Raw genomic sequence first — 21,326 nt, forward strand, 5'->3', positions numbered from 1 at the left:
AATCACAGAAGAAGGAAAGTACACGGTCTTACTCACCACTCGTGAAAGCGAGAGAAACCCTTCGGGGGATTGAGGCCGTAAACACCTTCGCTACGAAAGGAAAAAACTATGGCAGTTTTTAGCCGTAAGAAAGCAGCCGTTGCCGGTATTGCTGTTACTGCTGTTGCCGCCTCCCTCATGCTGAGCGGATGTGCAACAAGCGATTCCAGCAACCCTAACTTCAAGGACTGCAAGGAAGTAACCGACATCACATGGCTTGGAACCATCAAGGTTGAGATCCAGGACCAGTTCACCAACGCAATCGACACCTACAACGCAACTAACACCGATTGCACCACCGTAACCATCGTTGAGTCTCCTGACCAGCCATTCCTCCAGACCGTCACCACCATGTACGAAGCTGGTGAAGCACCAACCATCATGACTGCTCTCCAGGAACTTCCTGACATGGCAGACAAGGTTATGGACTGGACCGGTCAGCCTCTGGCTGAGCTCGCAGCTCCTGGAACTCTTGACGTAGCAAACATCGATGGCAAGCAGGTTGGTATCCCCGTTACTGCTGAAGCTTTCGGACTTCTCTACAACAAGGCAGTTCTTGACGCAGCTGGTGTAGACCCTGCAGCAATCAAGACCCGCTCTGACCTCGCTAACGCATTCGCAGCAGTGAAGGCAACTGGTGTTTCACCAATGCACTTCTCCGGTCTGTGGTGGTCACTCGGTGCTCACCTCACCAACGTTTACCACGCAAACGCAGCTGACACCGCTGAAGGACAGCTTGCTGTTCTCGACGAGCTGACTGCTGGTAGCAAGTCACTCATGGATGACCCTGCATTCATCAACTGGCTGGACACCTTCGACCTTCTGAAGGCAAACACCATTGACACCGCAACCATCGCTGACTCTGACTACGACGTCGCTGTTGAGAACCTTGCAACCGGACAGTCCGCTTTCTGGTTCATGGGTAACTGGGCAGAGCCAAACCTCCTCACCACCACTCCTGATGGTGAATTCGGCATCATGCCTCTGCCAATCAACGACAACGCTGGTTCGGCTGCGAACGAGAACATCTCCGTTGGTGTTCCTTTCTACATCATGATCGACACCGAGCAGTCCACCGAAGCACAGCAAAAGTCCGCTATTGCCGTTCTGACCTGGTTCCTCACCACTCCTGAGGGTCAGGCATTCTGGGCTGGTCCAGTTGAGAAGGATGGCATGAACTTCATCCCCGTTTACGAGGGCTTTGAAGTACAGCCAACCACCTACATGGCACAGGAAATCGCGAAGTACATCGCTGCAGGTAAGACTCTGCAGTGGGTCAACAGCGCTTACCCAGCTGGTCTGCAGGACGCATACGGTGCTGCAGCTCAGAAGTACTACGACGGCCAGATCGACCGCGCTGCATTCGCTGCAGAGCTCGAAGCAGCCTGGAAGAAGTAACACTTCTTCTCTGATTAGGAATCCCCTAATCTAACTACAGTGGTAAAAGAGTTGCCCGGGGCCTTGGGGCCCCGGGCAACTCGCCCTCACAGCTAAGGTCAATGAAGATGAGAAGACGTACAGAAGAAATTAAGCGTTTTGCGGTGTTCGCACTGATTCCGCTGGCCATCTTCACCCTCGTACTTGTAGTCCCTTTCACTCGCGGACTCTACTTCAGCTTCACTGACTGGAATGGCTTCGATGTCACGAAGTTCGTCGGTTTCGACAACTACATCCAGTCCTTCCAAAACGAATCTTTCTGGGCGTCTCTCAGCCTGACTGTTGCCTATGTGGCGGCTTCACTCGTTCTCGTTAACGTCGTAGCATTCGGTCTCGCTCTGCTAGTGACAATCCCTCTGCGCGGTGTCAATATCCTGCGCACCACATTCTTTGTGCCTAACCTCATCGGTGGAGTTATCCTCGGTCTTATCTGGCAGTTCATCTTCGGTCAAGCCCTGCCAGTCATGGCCAAGGCATCCGGGATTCCTCTCTTTGAAAAAAACTGGCTTCTCGATACAACCACCGCATTCTGGGCAATGGTTATTGTGACCGTGTGGCAGATGTCTGGTTACATGATGATCATTTACGTCACTGCGTTGATGAGTATCGAAAAAGATGTTCTTGAGGCCTCCTTCATCGATGGAGCCAGCAACGCACAAACGTTGTACTATATCAAGCTTCCCCTGATGGCTCAGGCATTCACCATCTCTCTGTTCTTGACCATCCGTAACGCCTTTATGGCGTACGACCTCAACCTTGCGTTGACTGGTGGTGGGCCATACCGAACCACAGAGTTGATATCGCTTCATGTGTTCCGTGAAGCTTTTGGCTACGGTAACTTCACCGCTGGCCAGTCCCAAGCAATCATCATGTTCGTAGTTATCGCGATTGCTGCTCTCACACAAGTCGTCATTTCTAAGAGGATGGAGGTCCAGCGATGAAACGCGCAAAACGTATTAACATCTTCTTCTTCATCTTTGCCAGTGTGCTGGCCGTGATTTATGCGTTCCCTTTTCTTTTGGTACTTCTTAACTCCGCCAAAGAAAAGCGTGCGGTACTGAACGACCCTCTTTCTCTTCCTGTTGAGTGGCAGTGGGAAAACTTCACTGATGCCATCAAGAAAATGGGCTACTGGCAAGCTCTAACTAACTCGTTGATCATTACGATCATCAGTGTTGTTGCCATCATCATTACCTCATCGATGCTGGCCTATTACCTCTCACGTTCGAAGACTAAGTTCTCTGCGATCACATTCCTCGTTCTGGTGGCATCGATGATTGTGCCCTTCCAAGCACTAATGATTCCTTTCGTTGGTCTTTTCGGAGAGCGTGGGTTGAACCTTCCCGGCAACCAGATAACCATCGCATTCTTCTATGTGGGCTTTGGTGTTGCGCTATCCACCTTCTTGTATCACGGGTTTATTTCTAACATCCCCTATGAACTTGATGAAGCTGCAGCTATTGATGGTGCTTCTCCGTTCAAAACATTTAGGAAGATCATCTTCCCGATGTTGGGACCTGTCACGGCAACTGTTGCCATCATCAACGCTCTTTGGGTGTGGAACGACTTCCTCTTGCCATCAGTGGTTTTGATTGATTCCGACCAGAAGACTCTTCCGCTGCGTACCTTCGTCTTCTATGGAAAGTACACCTCCGACTACGGTCTTGCCATGGCAGGTCTTCTGCTCTCTATCATTCCGATTCTGATTTTCTACTTCCTCATGCAAAAGAGAATCATTTCTGGTATCTCTGCAGGTGCAGTGAAGTAATTTCAGTTCACACGAGAATGGGCCCCAACGACATCAGTCGTTGGGGCCCATTCCCTATCTGGCATCAACTGACGCGATTAATCAATCCTTCGGAGGAGCGTTCGAGCTTGATAGGGTCACATATCACGCCGGTAAAGCCTCCGGGGTTACCTGTGTCAACAAAGCCAAGAAGTAGCCACTCGCCCTTAAACTCCACCACGCGGGCAGCATAAATTTCATCTGCAATAAGGGTCGTTCGATCCAGATCGAAAGGGCCTAGTGGCCCTGCAGCCGGAACGCAATATGTGCCGAATCCTTGTGCAATTCCAGGGCGTTCCACATCACGTGGCCCCATGCAGAAAAAGAGGAACCATTCACCATCTATTTGGATGGTTTCAGTCACTTCACACTGTCTAAATTGACTATCTGCAATCAGAGGTTCTTTGAGCTGCCAGGTTTCTAAATCTGGAGAGGTCGCATGAGCCACTGTGCCCCAGCCATCTTCGTCGCTTGCTGTGATGAGCATGTGCCATGAGTTGTTGTGGAAAAAGACCCAGGGATCACGGAAGTGTTCTGCGCCATCACTCTCATTGCCCAGAAGTGCGTATGGGGCTGCAGCTGAGAGTATCGGGGAGTCGCTGACGCGTTTCCACGTTGTGAGGTCATCAGAAACGGCGTGGCCGAGAGCTTGACGTTTTTCTTTGGTGCTGGTGTTGATTCCCGTGTAGAACATGTGCCAAATGTTTTTGTCTTTGACAATGCTCCCGGTCCAAATGGCTTGGTTATCAAAGCTTTCTGCGTGGGACGGACCGAGTGCTTCAGGTAGGTGCGTCCAGGAATATCCATCCTGTGAGATGGAATGTCCAACCCTCGCATTGATGTGCCTGAGGTCTGGATTTCCGAGGGATTTTGGTGCCATGAGATAAAAAGCATGGAGCGTTTCGTCGTCTACGACGTACCACGAGTCCCAAATCCATTCATGTTCTCGCGAAATCATACGCATTTTCTTTCTGTGTTGGGCAGGGGTGAAAAATAAATCCGAAACTGTGTGTCAAATGATTGTGATTCATTGCGTTTCATCAAGTATCCTCGATAATATCGACGCGCGTCGATAGTTTGCTACACATCAGTTTTCTGCACGAGTTTTCAACGGAAAGTAGTTCATATGTCAGATTCAGTTTTCCTCGCCGGAGATGAGAACTGGTGGCGTCAGGCAGTGGTTTATCAGGTATACCCACGATCATTCAAAGACTCCAACGGTGATGGTCTTGGGGACATTAAGGGAATTACTTCCAAGGTTGACTACATCGCAGAACTGGGCGTTGATGCCATCTGGCTGAGCCCTTTTTATCCCTCTGCACTTGCAGATGGCGGATACGACGTTGCTGACTATCGTGATGTTGATCCCAAGCTTGGTTCACTTGCTGACTTCGACGAGATGATCAAGGCATATCACTCCAAGGGGATTCGTGTTTTTGTTGACGTTGTCCCAAACCACTCATCTGACCTGCACGTGTGGTTCCAGGAAGCCCTTGCTTCCGAACCCGGATCTGCTGCTCGGGACCGCTACATCTTCCGCGATGGCAAGGGGGAAAATGGTGAGCTTGCACCCAATGACTGGCCTTCACACTTCGGACCAACTGCTTGGACGCGCACTACGAACCCTGATGGAACTCCAGGACAGTGGTATCTTCACCTCTTTGCTCCAGAGCAACCTGACTTCAACTGGGATAACCAAGAGGTCATTGATGACTTCAAAAAGACCATGCGTTTTTGGTCTGACCGCGGCGTAGACGGATTCCGCATCGATGTAGCACATGCCCTCAAAAAGGACATGTCGGAGCCTTACCCCTACATCGAAAACTACGACGTCAAGCACATCCCCCTTGACGGCTCGCATCATCTCTTTGACCGTGATGATGTGATGGAAATTTACAGGGGATGGCGTGAAATCTTCAATTCCTATGACCCACCACGTGTTGCTGTGGCTGAAGCATGGGTACCAGCAGCCCGGCGCCCACGATATGCCAGTCCAGAAACTCTCGGCCAGGCTTTCAACTTTGATTTGTTGGCGGCTCCATGGTCTGCAAGAAAGTTTAAGAAGAGCATCGAGTTCAACCTTGATTTATCAGAAAAATCTGGATCTTCTTCGACATGGGTACTCTCCAACCATGACGTGATTCGTCACGCAACACGCTACGGTCTGCCCAAAAAGACAGATTATGAAAAATGGGTGATGACAGATGGAACGAGCCCAGAGCTGGACCGTGAGCTAGGCCTATCCCGCGCCCGGGCAGCCACTATGCTTGTGTTGGCTCTTCCAGGCAGCACTTACATGTATCAGGGTGAAGAGCTCGGCCTGTTCGAAGTAGCTGATCTGCCAGGGCAGGTGCTTCAGGACCCAATCTGGTTGCGTGATGGCAAGACCCGAAAAGGTCGCGACGGTTGCCGTGTACCTCTCCCATGGGAAAAGGGCGGTTCTTCTTTTGGTTTTGGAACAGGATCAGCTCACCTACCTCAGCCTGCTTGGTTTGCAGGTTACTCGGTCGAGTTCGAAGAAGCGCAAGAAGACTCAACACTCAAGCTCTATCGGGCAGCACTGAAACTTCGCAAGGAGTTATTGACCGATGAAAATCTTGAGTTTGTTGACAGCAAACGCAAGGTTGTTCACTTCGTCCGCCCTAACGGTTGGCACAACATTACAAACTTCGGGAAGAAGCCAATCGCTCTTCCTGCGGGCTCGGTTCAACTCACTAGTGCACCCCTGGTTGATGGCAAGCTACCCGGCAACGCCACAGCCTGGATCACAGAATAAGGGGTTCCCTCCCTCCGTTCGAATGGTCTGTAATTCACGTGATTACAGGCCATTCGTATATCTGAACACTCGCCCGTAATACGGGGAAAAGTCGGTGCCCTCGCGTAGTTTTGAGGGCATGGCTTCAGGCTCTCAATCGCGTGGTCGCAGTAGTGGCGGCTCTCGTTCGCGTACCTCGAGCAGCAAGAAGTCTCAGCCTGCATCGGGTAGTCGATCAACGTCCTCCAACGGAGGAAGCCAGTACACCGGTATCGCGTGGCTCTGGATGAGCATGGCTCATCTAGCTGGTGGTGCTGCACGCATGCTGGGCCCGGAAAAGTTTTCTAAAGAAGAACGTCGTGATGGCGTGCCATTCACGCTAGTTGTTTTAGCGGTAATTGGTGCAATTACGCAGTGGTTCCTGCCCAACAATGAGATTGCCCAAACCATCAACGACTGGACATTTGGTGGATTATTTGGCCGGATTGCCTATGCCCTTCCGGTAGTGATGCTGCTGATGGCAATGTGGCTATTTCGTCATCCAAGCTCGGTCAATGACAACAACCGCATCGGTGTTGGGGTATTCCTGCTTCTGATGGCATCTTCTGGTTTGGCGCAAATTTTCGGCGGTCAACCAGATCCTTCTCAAGGACTTGCTGCCCTGGCAGATGCAGGTGGCGTTTTGGGCTGGGTCATCGCGGCTCCGTTAGCGCTCATCATTACTCCGGTAGGTGCTGTTGTCGTGATGATTGCGCTCATTGTGCTGTCACTGCTGATCATTACCAAGACTCCACCAAACCGCATCGGTGCTCGCTTACGTGAACTGTATGCGTATCTTTTTGGTTCACAAGCTGAGTCTGAAAGCAAAGAAACAGGCTCAATTGAGATTCTCGAGCTTGATCCAGTTGAGGCGTCTTCGTTGCCCTGGTGGCGCAGAAACGCGAGCAAGCGTGAAACTGAAGCAGCCTTTGATACTCCGGTGATAACTGATCCTGCGGCACATGCAGTTGATTTAGCAGCCACCCGAGAGATGTCAGATGTGGACATCATTGAAGAACTTGCCAACGCCGAACAAGCAGTGCGCGCATTCCATACCGGTGAGGTCGTCACAGATCCAGACTCTGTGGCTTCTCAGGACAACGTCTCTACAGCTCCGGTAGCGATTGTTGCCGCTACCGCTGAAGAGGCGGGTGTTGATGAATCTGTTGTCCCTCGTGTTGCGGCTCCTCAGGCGCCACCTGCCGTGTACCGCCTACCTCCGGCCAACTCGTTATCCGCAGGCGCGCCAGCAAAGACTCGTTCTGCAGCAAATGATGAGGCTGTCAGGGCAATCACAGAAGTACTTAAGCAATTCGCAGTAGACGCCACCGTCACCGGATTTAGTCGTGGACCAACAGTGACACGCTACGAGATTGAACTTGGACCTGGTGTGAAGGTCGAACGCGTCACTGCACTGTCGAAGAATCTCTCCTATGCAGTTGCCTCTAATGAGGTGCGCATTCTTTCGCCGATACCTGGCAAGAGTGCCATTGGTATAGAGATTCCAAACACGGACAGAGAAATCGTCACGTTGGGTGACGTTTTGCGCTCTAACGCTTCCTCCTCCAGTGAGCACCCTATGACCATTGGCGTGGGTAAAGACGTTGAGGGCGGCTTTGTTGTTGCCAACTTGGCCAAAATGCCTCACCTGTTGGTGGCTGGTTCAACCGGTTCTGGTAAGTCAAGCTTCGTCAACTCCATGATCACCAGCATCTTGATGCGGTCAACTCCCGCAGAGGTGCGCATGGTTCTTGTAGACCCTAAACGCGTCGAATTAGCCCCCTATGCCGGTGTTCCGCACCTGATTACCCCCATCATTACAAACCCCAAAAAAGCTGCAGAAGCTCTTCAGTGGGTCGTAAAAGAGATGGATATGCGTTACGACGACCTGGCAAGTTTTGGGTTCCGTCACATCGATGATTTCAACCGCGCCGTTATCAACAATGACATCGTTCTGCCCCCCGGTAGTGAGAGAGAACTGCGTCCTTATCCTTATCTCCTCGTCGTTGTTGATGAGCTCGCTGACCTCATGATGGTCGCACCACGTGATGTAGAGGATTCCGTGGTGCGTATTACTCAACTTGCACGTGCTTCTGGAATTCACTTGGTGTTGGCAACCCAGCGACCCTCGGTAGATGTGGTTACTGGTTTGATTAAGGCAAATGTTCCCTCACGTCTAGCGTTTGCGGTAACCAGCGTTACAGACTCACGCGTTATTCTCGACCAGCCGGGTGCAGACAAGCTCATCGGGCAAGGCGATGCACTATTCCTGCCCATGGGTGCCAATAAGCCCATTCGAGTTCAGGGTGCTTGGGTCTCGGAAGAGGAAATCCACAAAGTTGTCACCCATGTCACTAGACAAGCTCGACCTGAATACCGTCAGGATGTTGCGGCAGCAGCAGAGCGCAAAGAAATCGATGCAGACATCGGCGATGACCTCGACGTACTGCTTCAAGCTGTTGAGCTTGTCGTCTCCACGCAGTTTGGTTCGACATCAATGTTGCAACGCAAACTTCGCGTTGGTTTCGCAAAAGCTGGCCGTTTGATGGATCTAATGGAAAGCCGGGGCATCGTTGGTCCTTCTGAAGGGTCCAAGGCTCGAGATGTTTTGGTTTCTCAGGAACAGCTTGCTGGTGTTCTAGCCACTCTCCGCGGCGAGGATGCTCCCCCTGCAGCAGCTCCCACGGGAAACGTCACTGTGATGGCTTCAGTAGACCCTTACGGGCAGGATCCTGTCACAGCCATGACGTCAGGCCATGAGGAAGTTGATGGGGATGACGGCAATGAAGATGCATGGCAACTCACAGGCCGGGACTAGCCTGAAGCTATGAAGCACGTACCGAACATCATCACCATTGTTCGCATCTTTTTTGCGCCGGTTTTTATCTGGATGCTCCTGACTGCAGGTGATGACGTGAACTCTCCTCTGCGGTGGTGGGGTGCCGGACTTTTTGTTTTTGGCATGGCGACGGATGGAATAGATGGCTACCTTGCTCGTAAATACAACGTGGTCAGTGATTTCGGGAAGCTTCTTGACCCCATTGCAGACAAAGTACTTACCGGCGGCGCACTGATAACACTCTCAATGCTGGGTGAACTTCCCTGGTGGGTCACCGGCCTGATTCTGCTTCGCGAAATTGGCATCACGGTATATCGATTTGCCGTACTCAGCGATCGTGTCATCCCCGCCTCACGCGGCGGCAAGATAAAGACAATTACTCAGTTTGTTGCCATTACTTGCGCGTTGCTTCCTCTTCAAATCTTTATGGGCACTGCTGCTGATGTGTTAAACACAATCTTGATGTCTGCAGCCACCATCATCACGGTTTGGACGGGTGTCGACTATCTTCTTGACGCCCGCCGGCAAACAAAGAAACTCGCTACTCAAGAGGACTAGTCATGACCTCTGAGCTCATCCAGCGCCTCACCCAGCGAGGAATCACTGTTGCAGTTGCCGAATCTTTGACCGGTGGCCTGCTTGCAGCTCGTCTTACCGAAGTTCCCGGCGCATCCGTGGTCTTTCGTGGCGGCATTGTTGCCTACGCGACTGATCTCAAACATGAGTTGTTAGGCATTGACAGTGCTCTTCTTGAGCAGCGTGGTCCCGTTGATTCGAAAGTCGCCAAACTGATGGCTGTCGGTGTTGCCAACAAACTCTCAGCAGACATCGGGCTTGCAACTACCGGGGTTGCTGGACCAGATTCACAAGGCGGTGTCGCGGTAGGGACTGTCTTTATTGCCTGCGTGGGGCAGGGGAGTGAAACTATAGAAGAACACCATTTTGAGGGCACGAGAAATGAAATCCGCGCACTCACTGTTCAAGCTGCACTAGCGCTTCTTGCGAGGCACGTAAATTAGGTGTCATTCTCTGGGAATAAATCTCGCGTAACCTAAGTTGATACAAGAAGACTCACATCTTGTTTTCAGGTTTGAGTGACTAACATAGTGATGTAGATGAAGAGGAACCGACAGGTTCACCAGCGTAGGGAGGCACCATGATTCTTGTTCGACAGGAAATCGGCGATGTTCTGCGCGACTACCGCTTGCAGAAAGGTCGCACACTGCGACAGGTTGCGAGCAAGGCTAGCGTTGCACTTGGGTATCTGAGTGAGGTCGAACGCGGGCAAAAAGAAGCGAGTTCTGAGATTCTTGCCGCTGTGGCAGATGCTCTGGACACTCCAATTTCACAAATTATGCGTGAAGTGGGCGATCGTTTAGCAGTCATTGAAGGTATTGAGCCTATGCGCGCAATCCCGGACACTGTTCCCGACGAGTTCGTCAACGATTTCGTAGCTACTCGCTAGTAGTTTTTGTGCGCCTCAGCGAATTTTGGCGCGCCGTCTCAGACGAGTTCGGTGAGGCATATGGACGTGTCTTAGTCAATGACTTGGTGTTGTCTGAACTGGGTTCACAAACGGCTGCGGAGGCTCTGCGTAAGGGGATTCCTGCACGTTCCGTATGGTTAGCCCTTGTCAAAGCGGCTGACGTTCCCGAGTCACGCTGGTATGGAGTCGGTTTACCCGAGCCTAAGAAGTAATTTCCAACACGCCGACATTTGTTCGAATATGTATTCGAAAACGGCTAGTCTCCTACACATGCACTTGTTTGCACGTGTTATCCCCGAAGAAGCACCACAGGCAGTTAATGTCCGTGGCTACTTCTACGGTGAAATACGTCCGAATAGGAGCATCCGCCTTGTCGTAAGCGCCCCGCAGCGCCCGCCCCGCCTTCACCGGCCGGTCGGTAGCGGAGGAGTAGCACGGCAGCCGATAGGCGAATCACCCTCGATATGTAAAGGAGACGGCCATGGCATCCGCCGCTGACCGCGAAAAAGCACTAGAAACAGCACTAGCCCAAATTGACCGCCAGTTCGGTAAAGGTTCCGTCATGCGCCTGGGAAGCGACGAACGCGCTCCCGTCGAGGTGATTCCGACAGGATCAATTGCACTTGATGTTGCTCTCGGTATCGGGGGACTTCCTCGTGGCCGTATCGTCGAGATTTACGGTCCAGAGTCATCCGGTAAAACCACACTGACACTGCACGCTATTGCGAATGTGCAGAAGCAGGGCGGCATCGCCGCCTTTATCGACGCTGAACACGCACTCGACCCTGAATACGCCAAGAAGCTTGGTGTTGATATTGATGCTCTTCTTGTTTCGCAGCCTGATACTGGTGAACAAGCACTTGAGATTGCAGACATGCTTGTCCGCTCAGGATCTATTGATCTCATCGTCATAGACTCCGTCGCTGCTTTGGTTCCTCGCGCTGAAATTGAAGGCGAAATGGGAGACTCTCACGTGGGTCTGCAGGCACGTTTGATGTCTCAGGCGCTGCGTAAGCTCACCGGTGGATTGAACTCCACCAACACAACCATGATCTTCATCAACCAGCTACGCGAGAAGATTGGTGTGTTCTTTGGAAGCCCAGAAACCACTGCTGGTGGTAAGGCATTGAAGTTCTATGCTTCCGTGCGTCTGGATATTCGCCGCATTGAAACCCTGAAGGATGGTACCGATGCCGTCGGTAACCGTACTCGCGTCAAGGTCGTCAAGAACAAGATGGCCCCACCCTTCAAGCAAGCTGAATTCGACATTCTTTACGGGACTGGTATCTCTCGTGAAGGAAGCCTTTTGGACTTTGGCGTCGATCACGGAATCGTCAAGAAGTCTGGAGCGTGGTACACCTACGAAGCAGACCAGCTTGGTCAGGGTAAAGAAAACTCTCGTAACTTCCTGATCGAAAACCCTGCAGTGGCGCTAGAAATCGAACAGAAGATCCTTGCAAAGCTCGGTGTTGGTGCTGCTGCTGCGGAAGCTGCTGCTGTTGAAGCAGCCGCTACTGCCACCGAGGTCGAACCAGACTTCGAGGCACTCGAAGAGGTCCGTAAGGGAGCCTGAGTTTCGTGACAAACGTCACATTCTTACCCTGGGTTAATCCAGAAGAGAATCAGCCCGTTGCCTCACCTGTGAATGCAGGTGAGGCAACGGCTAACTCACACGATGTTCCTGAAGGGGTGTCTCGTTTGAGTGCAATTTTGTTTACAGAGGTTGAGGAACCAGAAGAAGTTTCTGCGGCAGGTTTGGATCTTGATGCGCTGGAGCAGAGTTTGCTCAGAAAACTCAACTCACAGGACATGTCTGTGTTTGAGGTGCAACAGTGGCTTGCTAGTAAGGATGCCCCTGAAGCGGATGCGGCCGAATTGGTAGCCAAATGCGAGCGTTTGAACTATCTCAACGATGAACGATTAGCGCATGAGCTTGCTTCTCGACTGAGCGAGCGCAATGGCAAAAGTAAAAGCGTAATTACCAGAGAGTTGCGTCAACGAGGAATCTCAACTGCACTGATTAGCGCTGCCGTGGAATCTATAGACGACGATGACGAATTACACAAAGCTACTGAACTTGCCTTACAGAGAGTTCGCCAATTTTCACGACTTGACGATGTTACGGCAGAACGCCGATTGGTTGGGTTTCTCAGTAGGCGGGGATATTCCGGAGACATAGTTCGTGCGGCGTGTAAACAAGCTTTGAGTTCTAGGTCCTAAGCTTTCAAGAGTGCTCAATGATATTCTCAACAGCCCCTATGCGGTCGTTGCCGCATTACTTGTCATCATCGTGTACATCACATGGGGCTATCGTCGCAGGAAGTAGAAACTATGTTTGATCCCACTCCAGAAGAACAAACTGAAACTCCTGCAAAACCTCTTACGCCCAAACAACAAGCTGCACGTTTGAAAGCAAAAAAGCGAAACGTCGTTGCTGTGATTATCTGCGGCGTGCTGTGTGTTGTACTCGGTGTTGTTGCAGCCGTACTTCCTTCAGAGGTCGCTACACCCTGGATGTTTGCTAGCTACGCAGCTGGATATGTTGGTGTTCTCTGGGGGCTGGCAGCTCTGTGGGCCCATTACATGGGACCAAACTCGGCAAAGTAAACTGGACTCCTATGTCCAGTCCAAGTGAAGCTCCCACATTCATCCCCGTCTCTGAAGCGGCTGTTGATGAATCTGGTCGTCGGCGTACCTATGAGGTACGAACATTTGGCTGCCAGATGAACGTTCACGATAGTGAACGTCTTGCCGGAGCTATGGAAGCAGCTGGATACATCAAGTTTGATTTAGCAGCCGAAGCGGAAGCTGATCCTGACCTCAAGCGAAGTGCTAGCTCGCCACAACCTGATGTCGTTGTCATAAACACCTGTGCCGTGCGCGAAAACGCGGATAACAAGCTTTATGGAAACCTCGGGCACTTAGCTCGTGTCAAGGAGAAGCACAAGGGGTTACAGATCGCAGTAGGCGGGTGTCTTGCTCAAAAAGATCAAGCTCTCGTTCTCAAAAAAGCACCCTGGGTCGATGTTGTCTTTGGTACCCATAACATGGGCTCACTGCCAGGCTTGTTGGAGCGCTCACGCCACAACAGCAAGGCCGAACTGGAAATTCTGGAATCTCTCGAAACCTTCCCCTCAACCCTTCCTACCAAGCGTGACTCAACCTATTCGGGGTGGGTATCCATTTCTGTGGGATGCAACAACACATGCACCTTCTGCATCGTGCCCAGCTTGCGCGGTAAAGAACGCGATCGGCGTCCTGGGGAAGTCCTCAACGAGGTCAAGGCGTTAGTTGACCAAGGGGCCATTGAGGTCACTTTGCTCGGTCAGAACGTCAACACCTATGGTGTTGAATTTGGCGACAAGGGGGCTTTTGCCAAGCTGCTTCGTGCCTGCGGAGAGATTGACGGCTTAGAACGAGTGCGGTTCACAAGCCCTCACCCTGCTGCCTTTACCGATGATGTGATTGCTGCGATGGCGGAAACACACAACGTCATGCCTCAGCTCCACATGCCGCTGCAATCTGGCTCAGATGCAATTTTGAAAGCCATGCGCCGTAGCTATCGCAGTGACAAGTTCTTGGGTATCTTGCAACGTGTTCGTGAAGCGATGCCTCATGCGGCAATTAGCACGGACATCATTGTTGGTTTCCCAGGTGAAACCGATGAAGATTTTGAGGAAACACTTCGTGTGGTTCGTGAGGCACGATTCGCAACTGCGTTCACTTTCCAATACTCCAAACGCCCCGGGACACCTGCTGCTGAGATGGACAATCAAGTCCCTAAAGCTGTTGTTCAGGAGCGATATGAGCGATTAGTTGAACTTCAAAATGACATCGCGTGGCAAGAAAACAAGAAGCAAATTGGTCGCGAAGTGAACGTCCTCGTAGCAAACGGTGAAGGTCGCAAGGATGCTGCTACAGAACGGATGAGCGGTCGTGCTGAAGATTCACGTCTAGTGCACTTTGAGGTGACCCCAGGTAGTGAGATCCCACGCCCTGGAGATGTTGTCACGGTCACAATTACAGAAGCAGCTCCGTTCCACCTTCTTGCAGATGATCCTTCCGGCGCACCCGTCAAGGTACGTCGCACAATTGCTGGTGATGCCTGGGATCGTGAGCAATCAGAAAGTTGTGGCGTTCCCTCAACCAGCGGTGCGAAGAACTTGGGTTCAACCTCTATTCCTGTTGTTGGTTTAGGTATGCCCGCACTGCGCGTCTCAACCACACCAATTTACGACGTCGAAGACGGGCAGCGTTAGGGTGACAGGTAACACCCAAATCATCGCGATTGTGGGCGCAACCGGAACCGGAAAAACCGAACTTTCATTAGATGTGGCGCAAGCTCTTGCTGAGCAGGGTGTTACCGCTGAGATTGTTAATGCAGACGCAATGCAGCTTTATGTTGGAATGAATATTGGAACTGCCAAGCTCCCTGCAACACAGCGCAGGGGGATTCCTCACCATATGTTTGACGTCTTAGATGTCACGACAGAAGCGGCAGTTGCCGATTATCAACTACATGCCCGCCACATCATTGAAGAGATCCACTCGCGTGGAAACATTGCCATTCTTGTTGGGGGATCAGGTCTGTATGTCAGCAGTGTTCTGTTTGATTTCGAATTCCCCGGTCATGATGACCAGGTTCGTGAAGACCTTGAAAGTGAATATGAGCGAGAGGGCATCAAGCCACTCTTTGCTCGCCTGAAAGAGCTTGCTCCCGAAGCAGCTGAGCGCATTGATCCTCAGAACTCCCGTCGAGTGATCAGAGCTTTGGAAGTCCTTGAGGTCACAGGTAGTACTGCATCGTTGGGCACATTGCCTGAGGAAACTCGATATTGGAAGCCCACGGTCATCATTGGATTAGCGGAGGACCGTGAAGTCCTCGTAAAAAGACTTGATGTACGTGTTGAAAGAATGTGGGAAGAAGGGCTTCTTGACGAAGTTGAGAGTTTGATTCCTTTAGGCATCGAGCAGGGGATAACAGCCCGTCGTGCAATTGGGTATGCCCAAGCTTTAGCTCAGCTAGCTGGTGAAATGACACAGGAAGAAGCAATCGCTGTAACACAGAGCATCACACGCAGATATGCCCGCAGACAAGTCAGTTGGTTCAAGAGATATGCAGACATTGTGTGGCTGCCTGCAGGTGATCCCCATAACGTTCGTGAAGTTCTTCACAAGATTCGCACTTAAACTGAACTCATGGCTATTTCGCTGCACTTCACTAAGGGTCACGGCACAGGTAACGACTTTGTGCTCTACACCGACCCTGAGGGTGAACTACCGCTGACTCCTAGTCAGATAGCCGCACTGTGTGACCGACACTTCGGAATTGGTGCAGACGGTGTGATTCGTGCCGTGAAAAGCAGCAAACTCAATCGCAAACATGAGCCTGGCCAGATCGTTTCAGATCCTGCTGGCGCAGCAGCGCTAGAAGAAGATTTGGCCGCTGAGTGGTTCATGGATTACTACAACTCAGACGGTTCACTGAGTGAAATGTGTGGAAACGGCATACGGGTTTATGCCAAATATCTTCTTGAAACCGGCCTGACAGCGATCAATCCTGGCGAAACTCTCGCCATTGGTACGCGCGCAGGGGTCCGGGATCTCACCGCCCAGGGGGCAAGCTTCCAAGTAGATATGGGGCGCTGGAGTTTTGCTGGCGGTGAACCCGTCGTCAAAGTTGATGGTGTTCCCGTGGCCCGACCTGGTCTGGGAATAAACGTGGGGAACCCTCACGTCATTGCCGCTTTTGCTGATGATACTGAGCTTGACGCTGCTGAGCTTTCTAAAGCTCCCCGTTTAGAGCCAGAACTTCCTGAGGGTGCAAATGTGGAACTGGTTGTTCCCCGTGACCCGCTGGTCAAAGATGGTGTTGGCCATATCCGCATGCGCGTTCACGAACGCGGTTCGGGGGAGACTCTCTCGTGTGGAACTGGAGTTGTGGCTGCAGCGCTGGCAACCCGCCACTGGGCTGGTGAAGGAGCCCCCCATAACTGGAAAGTGGATGTTCCCGGAGGAACGCTTGCCGTGCGCATGTTCCCCACTGAGGAAGGCGAACACGTCGCATTGTCTGGTCCTGCCGAACTTATCTACACGGGAGTTGTTGAACTTGCTTAAGTCCCTCCTTTTAGGAACCACCGCCATTGTTACTGCACTTGCATTGACGGGCTGTGATCAAATTCCGAGCTTTGATGCAAACGATAAAGCCGCGAACACAGCAGCATGTGAGTCTGTGAGCACAACGTGGGAAACCCTCAACGCAGCATTTAGCAGTGGAGATATCCTCGGTTTGCCAACAGCGATTGTGAGCGTTCCCAGTCAACTTGATCAGGTGCTTTCTGGAGCAACAGATCAGCAGCTCAAAGAATCACTCACCGGTTTGAAGTCACAGGTTCAATCCATTGTGGATGGCAACCAACCTGACGTGAGTGCCTTGGTTGCCTCCGGCGTAGGAATCTCAGCGCGGTGTGCAATCTTGGGGGCAACAGTTGACCTCCAGCTGCCCCAAATTCCTTAGGAAACGCGCGTCACGTTAATGATGCGGAAACCCTTTCGGGTGTCCTCGCGTGTAACGCTATGTGTCGAAGCAAATTTGCTGCTGAGCCATTTCTCAAAAGAGTCAGCTCCGAGGTGTTTTGCCACAACCAGATAAGCCTGACCGCCAATGTTCAGGCGAGGAAGCCAGGTGTGCATAATCGCATGTAGTTCAGCTTTGCCAACCCGAATTGGGGGATTCGACCACATCAGATCAAAACTGAGTTGGGGATCTATCTGATCTGGCACTGAGGCGGTGATGTTATCGAGGCTCAAACGTTCTGCATTGCGTCTTGTGAGCTCCAGAGCACGCTGATTGACATCAACGGCATAAATATGTGCATGAGGGGCTTCTAGCGCCAACGTGAGGGCAAGCGGACCCCATCCACACCCAATATCGAGAAAATTGCCGGTTTGAGGTGGCGTTGGAACGCTATACAGTAGCTGTTCGGTCCCGGCATCAATATGATCGGGGCTAAAAATACCACCAGCAGTCTCGACGGTGTAATCACTGTGCGCGAGACGAACTTTGATCTCTTTCGTAGTGAAATCACCAGCTGGTTGTGCCGAAAAGTAGTGTTCGGTCTTCTTTTCGGTCATATGAACAGGCTACTGGTGAGAAAACTAGCCAACAGTCACGTTCCAGGACCCATTGGCCTGGATTGTGACAACTGAAGGTCCAGCAGAAATTGGTCCACGCTGGTCAACCATGGTGGGAGAGTTCACCAAAGTGAGAGCTGATGCGGAAGGGCCAAAGTATTGGGTTACAACAATGCCTTGGTTGGGAGTGAAGGTTTGTGCGTGCAATGTTGCAGCACCGCCACCGTGGAGGTAAACCGTGTCATTCTGCGTGTCAGTAGAAGTGGCGAGCGGGCCCTGAGGAGCACTTGAAATCGGGGAGATCAGAACAGACCACGTGACATTCTGATTGGTTGTAATTTTCAAAGCACCTGGAGTTTGTCCTGCAGTTGCAACCAAACCAAAAGCTGTGGTGCCGGTGTAGGAATCTTCGCTGACCACGAGAGTGTCGATAACTGTCGTGTTGTCGGTGGCAAGAACCTCAACAGTGAAGGAGTCGTTGCTGAGGTTGGTGGTGTCAATTTTGACCAGACCCGCAGTGATGTTGTTTCCGAAGTCGACAACTTTTGTTCCGGTTTGGTTGAGGCGACTAACTGGAGAGAAAGTTCCATAGGTTTTTTCTGCCCAGGTTGTTACCGGAGTCACTGTGGGGCTAGGAGTTGGACTTGAAGTTTTTGTAGGTGTTGGGGTCGGCGTCGGACTTGGTGTCACCGTGGGTGTGGGAGTCTTGGTGGGTGTTGCAGTGGGGTGAGGAGTTGGGGTCACCGTGGGAATGCCGGTGTTTGTGGGCTCTGGCTTGGGGGCAGAGTTAGACACAGCAACAAAAACAACCAATGCAATCACTATTACGGCGGCAAGCGCGCTGACAATGATCCAAGGAAGCTTGGACGAAGCTGGTTTAGGCGTTGGTGCAGACACAGTACTCCTCATAGAAAAAGTCCACGTGAGGACGTAGACCGTGTTCCAAGTGTACTTGGTTACACCTTTTCGGGTAAGAGTTCCGGGCCAGCACATCCCTTTGTGGGGCAGCCATCGTCGGGTGCTCCCGGGTACATCATGCAGCCACCGAGAACAATTTCGCCCCTGGAGACCTGCTCAAAAGCATCCGGTGCTGGAAAGCCATAGACGATAGGCACAAGTGCGGCCCCACAGTGTGGGCAAGTCTGTGTGCTCATGCTCACATCCTAGCCACAGCCCTGGGGTAAATCCCTAGCATTGAGCGCTATCTTGGAGGTAATGAGTAGTGAATCCTCCGATGAGATCGTAGACCGCGTGCTTGCTCGCGCCGGTAATCAAAATCAAGCACGTGTTTCCGTCTTTTCTTCTGGTCGGGCGCAGGCTTTGAGCGATGATGTTGCTGTAACTCATGATGATTCTTTTGACGGCCAACAACAGGATTTAGCAGACCGTATTTCGCTGCGCCGTGTTCAAGGTCTCTCTACTGAACTCGAAGATGTTACTGAGGTTGAATACCGTCAGGTTCGACTTGAAAACGTAGTCCTCATCGGGGTTTATCCCAAAGGTCAAACAGAAGATGGCGAAAACTCTTTGCGTGAACTTGCGGCGCTGTGTGAAACAGCAGGTGCGCGAGTGCTTGATGGTGTCATCCAAATGCGTCCAATGCCAGATCCTGCAACATATTTAGGTCGAGGAAAAACTCAAGAACTCAGAGATCTCGTTGCTGCACTCGGGGCTGACACCGTCGTGGCAGATACTGAGTTGGCACCTTCCCAACGTCGTGCTTTGGAAGACGAGGTAAAGGTCAAAGTCATTGACAGAACTGCTGTCATTCTTGATATTTTTAGCCAGCATGCCAAAAGCAGAGAAGGTAAAGCTCAGGTCGAACTGGCCCAAATGCAATACATGCTTCCTCGATTGCGTGGTTGGGGTGAATCGATGTCCCGCCAGGCTGGCGGTCAAGTCGGTAGCGCTGGGGCAGGTATGGGTTCTCGTGGTCCTGGTGAAACCAAGATTGAGTTAGATCGCCGTCGAATCAACACACGCATGGCTAAATTGCGTAAACAGATTGCCGCGATGAAACCCGCGCGTGACACCAAGCGAGCAAACCGTAAACGCAACGCCATTCCCTCAGTAGCAATCACCGGATACACCAATGCCGGTAAATCTTCACTTCTCAATCGCATTACACGAGCGGGTGTGCTCGTTGAGAATGCCTTATTTGCCACCTTGGATGCCACTGTTCGTCAGGCAAAAACTGCCGACGGGAGAAATTACACTCTCGTCGACACAGTGGGTTTTGTCCGAAATCTTCCTCACCAACTCGTTGAAGCCTTCCGTTCCACAATCGAAGAGGTAGCTGATGCTGACCTCATCATTCACGTCGTCGACGCGTCCCACCCAGATCCTGCCTCACAAATTCGGACTGTCAGGGACGTCATTGGTGAAGCTGATGCTTCCGACATTCCTGAGCAGATTGTTTTCAATAAATCTGACCTCATTGATGACAACACCAGGCTTCTACTTCGAGGATTAGAACCCTCCGCGCTTTTTGCCTCGGCCCGCACCGGGGAAGGCATTGAAGATGTCCTTCAGACGATTGCCGACCGTATTCCAACCCCTGATGTTCCTGTTGTTTTAGTTGTTCCCTATGACAGGGGCGAAGTTGTTTCTGCCCTTCACGCTAAAGCAGTGATTGATTCAACTGAATATCTAGAAGAGGGAACGCTCATTCATGCGCGCGTCAAAAAATCAGATTTGCCTCAGTTCGAGCAATTTATTCCTGCTTAGTCGGGCAGAATTCCTAATTCTTTGAATTGTGCTGCCAAGCCAGCACCGTCTGGGGCGTAGACCCACGGGGCATCACCTGCTTTGCTGTGTTCTTCAGCTTTCTTACGACCTCCGGCAAGAACTGCCTCACCGTTGGAGAGCTGGCGAATAGCAACAGCTTTCACACTGGTAGGAACGTCTTTTTCGAAAGCGGCATAAATGGACTCGTCATGCTGGCCATCATCCCCGACAAGAATCCATTTCACATGGGGAAATTCTGAAGCTAGCCGGCGAAGTTGTGTTTCTTTGTGTTGGCGCCCTGAGCGGAACATTCGGTCGTGAGTGGGGCCCCAGTCTGTCAGGAGCAGTGTTCCTTGCGGATACAAGTTGCGGCCAAGGAATCTGCGTAAGGTCGGAGCAACATTCCATGCTCCGGTTGAGAGATACACCACGGGCATACCCTGTTCAATGCGGGCGACTCGGGAGAGGAAAACAGCCATTCCAGGGGTGGGGACTCGGGCGTGTTCGTCCAACACAAAAGAGTTCCAGGCAGCTAAAAAAGGACGTGGCAGCGCCGTCACCATGACGGTGTCATCAACATCACATACCAAACCCACAGATGCAGTGGGAGAAATGACATAAATAGTTGCTTCTGCGACTTCAGAGTCCTCAGAATGAATTCTCACAATGTGTTCACCAGGTGTGAGCTTCATGGGCAGCTGCACGTCAACGACGCCGCCACGGTCAGCAAGGACAGTAGTTTCATAGCCGTTGATGGCGATGGTGACACTGACCTCATTGATGGGAACAGAGGTGAAAGAACGCCAGCCTCGGACGCTCTCTGACCGCTTCTGCATTTTCTTCGCTGCACGCGAACCAGGTCGAGGATTTCTTGTGAGGAGAACACGACAGAGAACACGAACCCATTCGGTTGTGCCGTAACCGGGGTAGGGGACAACAGTGACGGCATAGCCGCGCTTGCGGGCACGCTTTTCCCGATAAGCGTGAAAGCGGTCCTCGATGCGAGCTGCGCGGTGTATGACATCTTGGGTCAGCTCTGCAGCGGTCGAGGGCTTTTTGCTCTTCACGTCGTTCAGTTTGCCAC

General features: G+C 51.8%; 22 protein-coding genes. 17 read left to right on the forward strand and 5 right to left on the reverse strand.

The window, feature by feature from the left end; genetic code table 11:
- The first annotated feature begins 108 nt into the window (after positions 1-108).
- The 3 genes from AUMI_RS01835 (at position 109) to AUMI_RS01845 (ending at position 3,244) form a co-directional block, all read left to right on the forward strand.
- Entirely contained in the window at positions 109-1,437 is a 1,329-nt protein-coding gene (locus AUMI_RS01835) for an ABC transporter substrate-binding protein (protein ID WP_096380670.1), read from the forward strand.
- Between the two features lie 107 nt (positions 1,438-1,544).
- Positions 1,545-2,417: a carbohydrate ABC transporter permease gene (locus tag AUMI_RS01840; RefSeq protein WP_197702071.1), complete on the forward strand. Its 873-nt coding sequence runs from the start codon at positions 1,545-1,547 to the stop codon at positions 2,415-2,417.
- Positions 2,414-3,244: a carbohydrate ABC transporter permease gene (locus AUMI_RS01845; RefSeq protein WP_096380675.1), complete on the forward strand. Its 831-nt coding sequence runs from the start codon at positions 2,414-2,416 to the stop codon at positions 3,242-3,244. Before AUMI_RS01840 ends, AUMI_RS01845 begins: the two co-directional genes overlap by 4 nt.
- Before the next feature lie 64 nt (positions 3,245-3,308).
- Here the strand turns inward: AUMI_RS01845 and AUMI_RS01850 are convergent, their stop codons facing one another.
- Entirely contained in the window at positions 3,309-4,220 is a 912-nt protein-coding gene (locus AUMI_RS01850) for a glycoside hydrolase family protein (RefSeq protein ID WP_231951796.1), read from the reverse strand.
- Positions 4,221-4,388: 168 nt separating this feature from the next.
- On the opposite strand from AUMI_RS01850, the gene AUMI_RS01855 reads away from it, so the two are divergent.
- From AUMI_RS01855 to AUMI_RS01915, 13 genes are all read left to right on the forward strand, one after another.
- A complete protein-coding gene (locus AUMI_RS01855; RefSeq protein WP_096380680.1) occupies positions 4,389-6,038 on the forward strand; it encodes a glycoside hydrolase family 13 protein in 1,650 nt (549 codons plus the stop codon).
- 118 nt (positions 6,039-6,156) lie between these two features.
- Complete coding sequence (locus AUMI_RS01860; RefSeq protein ID WP_096380683.1) at positions 6,157-8,874, forward strand: FtsK/SpoIIIE family DNA translocase; 2,718 nt, start codon at positions 6,157-6,159, stop codon at positions 8,872-8,874.
- 9 nt (positions 8,875-8,883) lie between these two features.
- Positions 8,884-9,453: a CDP-diacylglycerol--glycerol-3-phosphate 3-phosphatidyltransferase gene (pgsA, locus tag AUMI_RS01865; protein ID WP_096380685.1), complete on the forward strand. Its 570-nt coding sequence runs from the start codon at positions 8,884-8,886 to the stop codon at positions 9,451-9,453.
- A 2-nt stretch (positions 9,454-9,455) separates the two neighbouring features.
- Positions 9,456-9,914 carry a CinA family protein gene (locus AUMI_RS01870; RefSeq protein ID WP_096380687.1) on the forward strand — a complete coding sequence of 153 codons (459 nt, stop codon included), beginning with the start codon at positions 9,456-9,458 and terminating at the stop codon, positions 9,912-9,914.
- 137 nt (positions 9,915-10,051) lie between these two features.
- The gene (locus AUMI_RS01875; RefSeq protein ID WP_096380689.1) at positions 10,052-10,360 is read left to right on the forward strand and encodes a helix-turn-helix domain-containing protein; all 309 of its coding nucleotides are present in this window, start codon (positions 10,052-10,054) and stop codon (positions 10,358-10,360) included.
- Positions 10,361-10,368: 8 nt separating this feature from the next.
- Positions 10,369-10,593: a DUF3046 domain-containing protein gene (locus tag AUMI_RS01880; RefSeq protein ID WP_096380692.1), complete on the forward strand. Its 225-nt coding sequence runs from the start codon at positions 10,369-10,371 to the stop codon at positions 10,591-10,593.
- Between the two features lie 269 nt (positions 10,594-10,862).
- Positions 10,863-11,954, forward strand: a complete 1,092-nt coding sequence (recA, locus tag AUMI_RS01885) for a recombinase RecA (protein ID WP_096380694.1) — start codon at positions 10,863-10,865, stop codon at positions 11,952-11,954.
- A gap of 5 nt (positions 11,955-11,959) precedes the next feature.
- Positions 11,960-12,601, forward strand: a complete 642-nt coding sequence (locus AUMI_RS08085) for a regulatory protein RecX (protein WP_148664040.1) — start codon at positions 11,960-11,962, stop codon at positions 12,599-12,601.
- Positions 12,602-12,712: 111 nt separating this feature from the next.
- Complete coding sequence (locus tag AUMI_RS01895) at positions 12,713-12,988, forward strand: hypothetical protein (protein WP_096380696.1); 276 nt, start codon at positions 12,713-12,715, stop codon at positions 12,986-12,988.
- Between the two features lie 11 nt (positions 12,989-12,999).
- Positions 13,000-14,640, forward strand: coding sequence for a tRNA (N6-isopentenyl adenosine(37)-C2)-methylthiotransferase MiaB (miaB, locus tag AUMI_RS01900; RefSeq protein ID WP_096380698.1), 1,641 nt, complete (start codon positions 13,000-13,002; stop codon positions 14,638-14,640).
- 1 nt (position 14,641) lies between these two features.
- Positions 14,642-15,571, forward strand: a complete 930-nt coding sequence (miaA, locus tag AUMI_RS01905; protein ID WP_096380701.1) for a tRNA (adenosine(37)-N6)-dimethylallyltransferase MiaA — start codon at positions 14,642-14,644, stop codon at positions 15,569-15,571.
- A gap of 9 nt (positions 15,572-15,580) precedes the next feature.
- On the forward strand, positions 15,581-16,498 hold the full coding sequence (dapF, locus tag AUMI_RS01910) for a diaminopimelate epimerase (protein WP_096380704.1): 918 nt from the start codon (positions 15,581-15,583) through the stop codon (positions 16,496-16,498).
- Positions 16,491-16,898, forward strand: coding sequence for a hypothetical protein (locus tag AUMI_RS01915; protein WP_096380706.1), 408 nt, complete (start codon positions 16,491-16,493; stop codon positions 16,896-16,898). Before dapF ends, AUMI_RS01915 begins: the two co-directional genes overlap by 8 nt.
- Here the strand turns inward: AUMI_RS01915 and AUMI_RS01920 are convergent.
- The 3 genes from AUMI_RS01920 to AUMI_RS08095 are packed head-to-tail and all read right to left on the reverse strand — an operon-like array spanning position 16,895 to position 18,669.
- Positions 16,895-17,515 carry a class I SAM-dependent methyltransferase gene (locus AUMI_RS01920; protein WP_096380708.1) on the reverse strand — a complete coding sequence of 207 codons (621 nt, stop codon included), beginning with the start codon at positions 17,513-17,515 and terminating at the stop codon, positions 16,895-16,897. The genes AUMI_RS01915 and AUMI_RS01920 overlap by 4 nt on opposite strands.
- Positions 17,516-17,539: 24 nt before the next feature.
- Positions 17,540-18,412: a hypothetical protein gene (locus AUMI_RS08090; RefSeq protein ID WP_148664041.1), complete on the reverse strand. Its 873-nt coding sequence runs from the start codon at positions 18,410-18,412 to the stop codon at positions 17,540-17,542.
- Positions 18,413-18,471: 59 nt separating this feature from the next.
- Positions 18,472-18,669, reverse strand: coding sequence for a hypothetical protein (locus AUMI_RS08095; protein WP_148664042.1), 198 nt, complete (start codon positions 18,667-18,669; stop codon positions 18,472-18,474).
- Between the two features lie 61 nt (positions 18,670-18,730).
- On the opposite strand from AUMI_RS08095, the gene hflX reads away from it, so the two are divergent.
- Entirely contained in the window at positions 18,731-20,242 is a 1,512-nt protein-coding gene (gene hflX, locus AUMI_RS01930) for a GTPase HflX (protein WP_096380710.1), read from the forward strand.
- Here the strand turns inward: hflX and AUMI_RS01935 are convergent.
- Positions 20,239-21,309 carry an App1 family protein phosphatidate phosphatase gene (locus AUMI_RS01935; RefSeq protein ID WP_231951798.1) on the reverse strand — a complete coding sequence of 357 codons (1,071 nt, stop codon included), beginning with the start codon at positions 21,307-21,309 and terminating at the stop codon, positions 20,239-20,241. The two genes, hflX and AUMI_RS01935, sit on opposite strands and share 4 nt — an antisense overlap.
- Between the last annotated feature and the right edge of the window lie 17 nt (positions 21,310-21,326).

Source organism: Aurantimicrobium minutum (assembly GCF_002355535.1).
Classification (GTDB): domain Bacteria; phylum Actinomycetota; class Actinomycetes; order Actinomycetales; family Microbacteriaceae; genus Aurantimicrobium; species Aurantimicrobium minutum.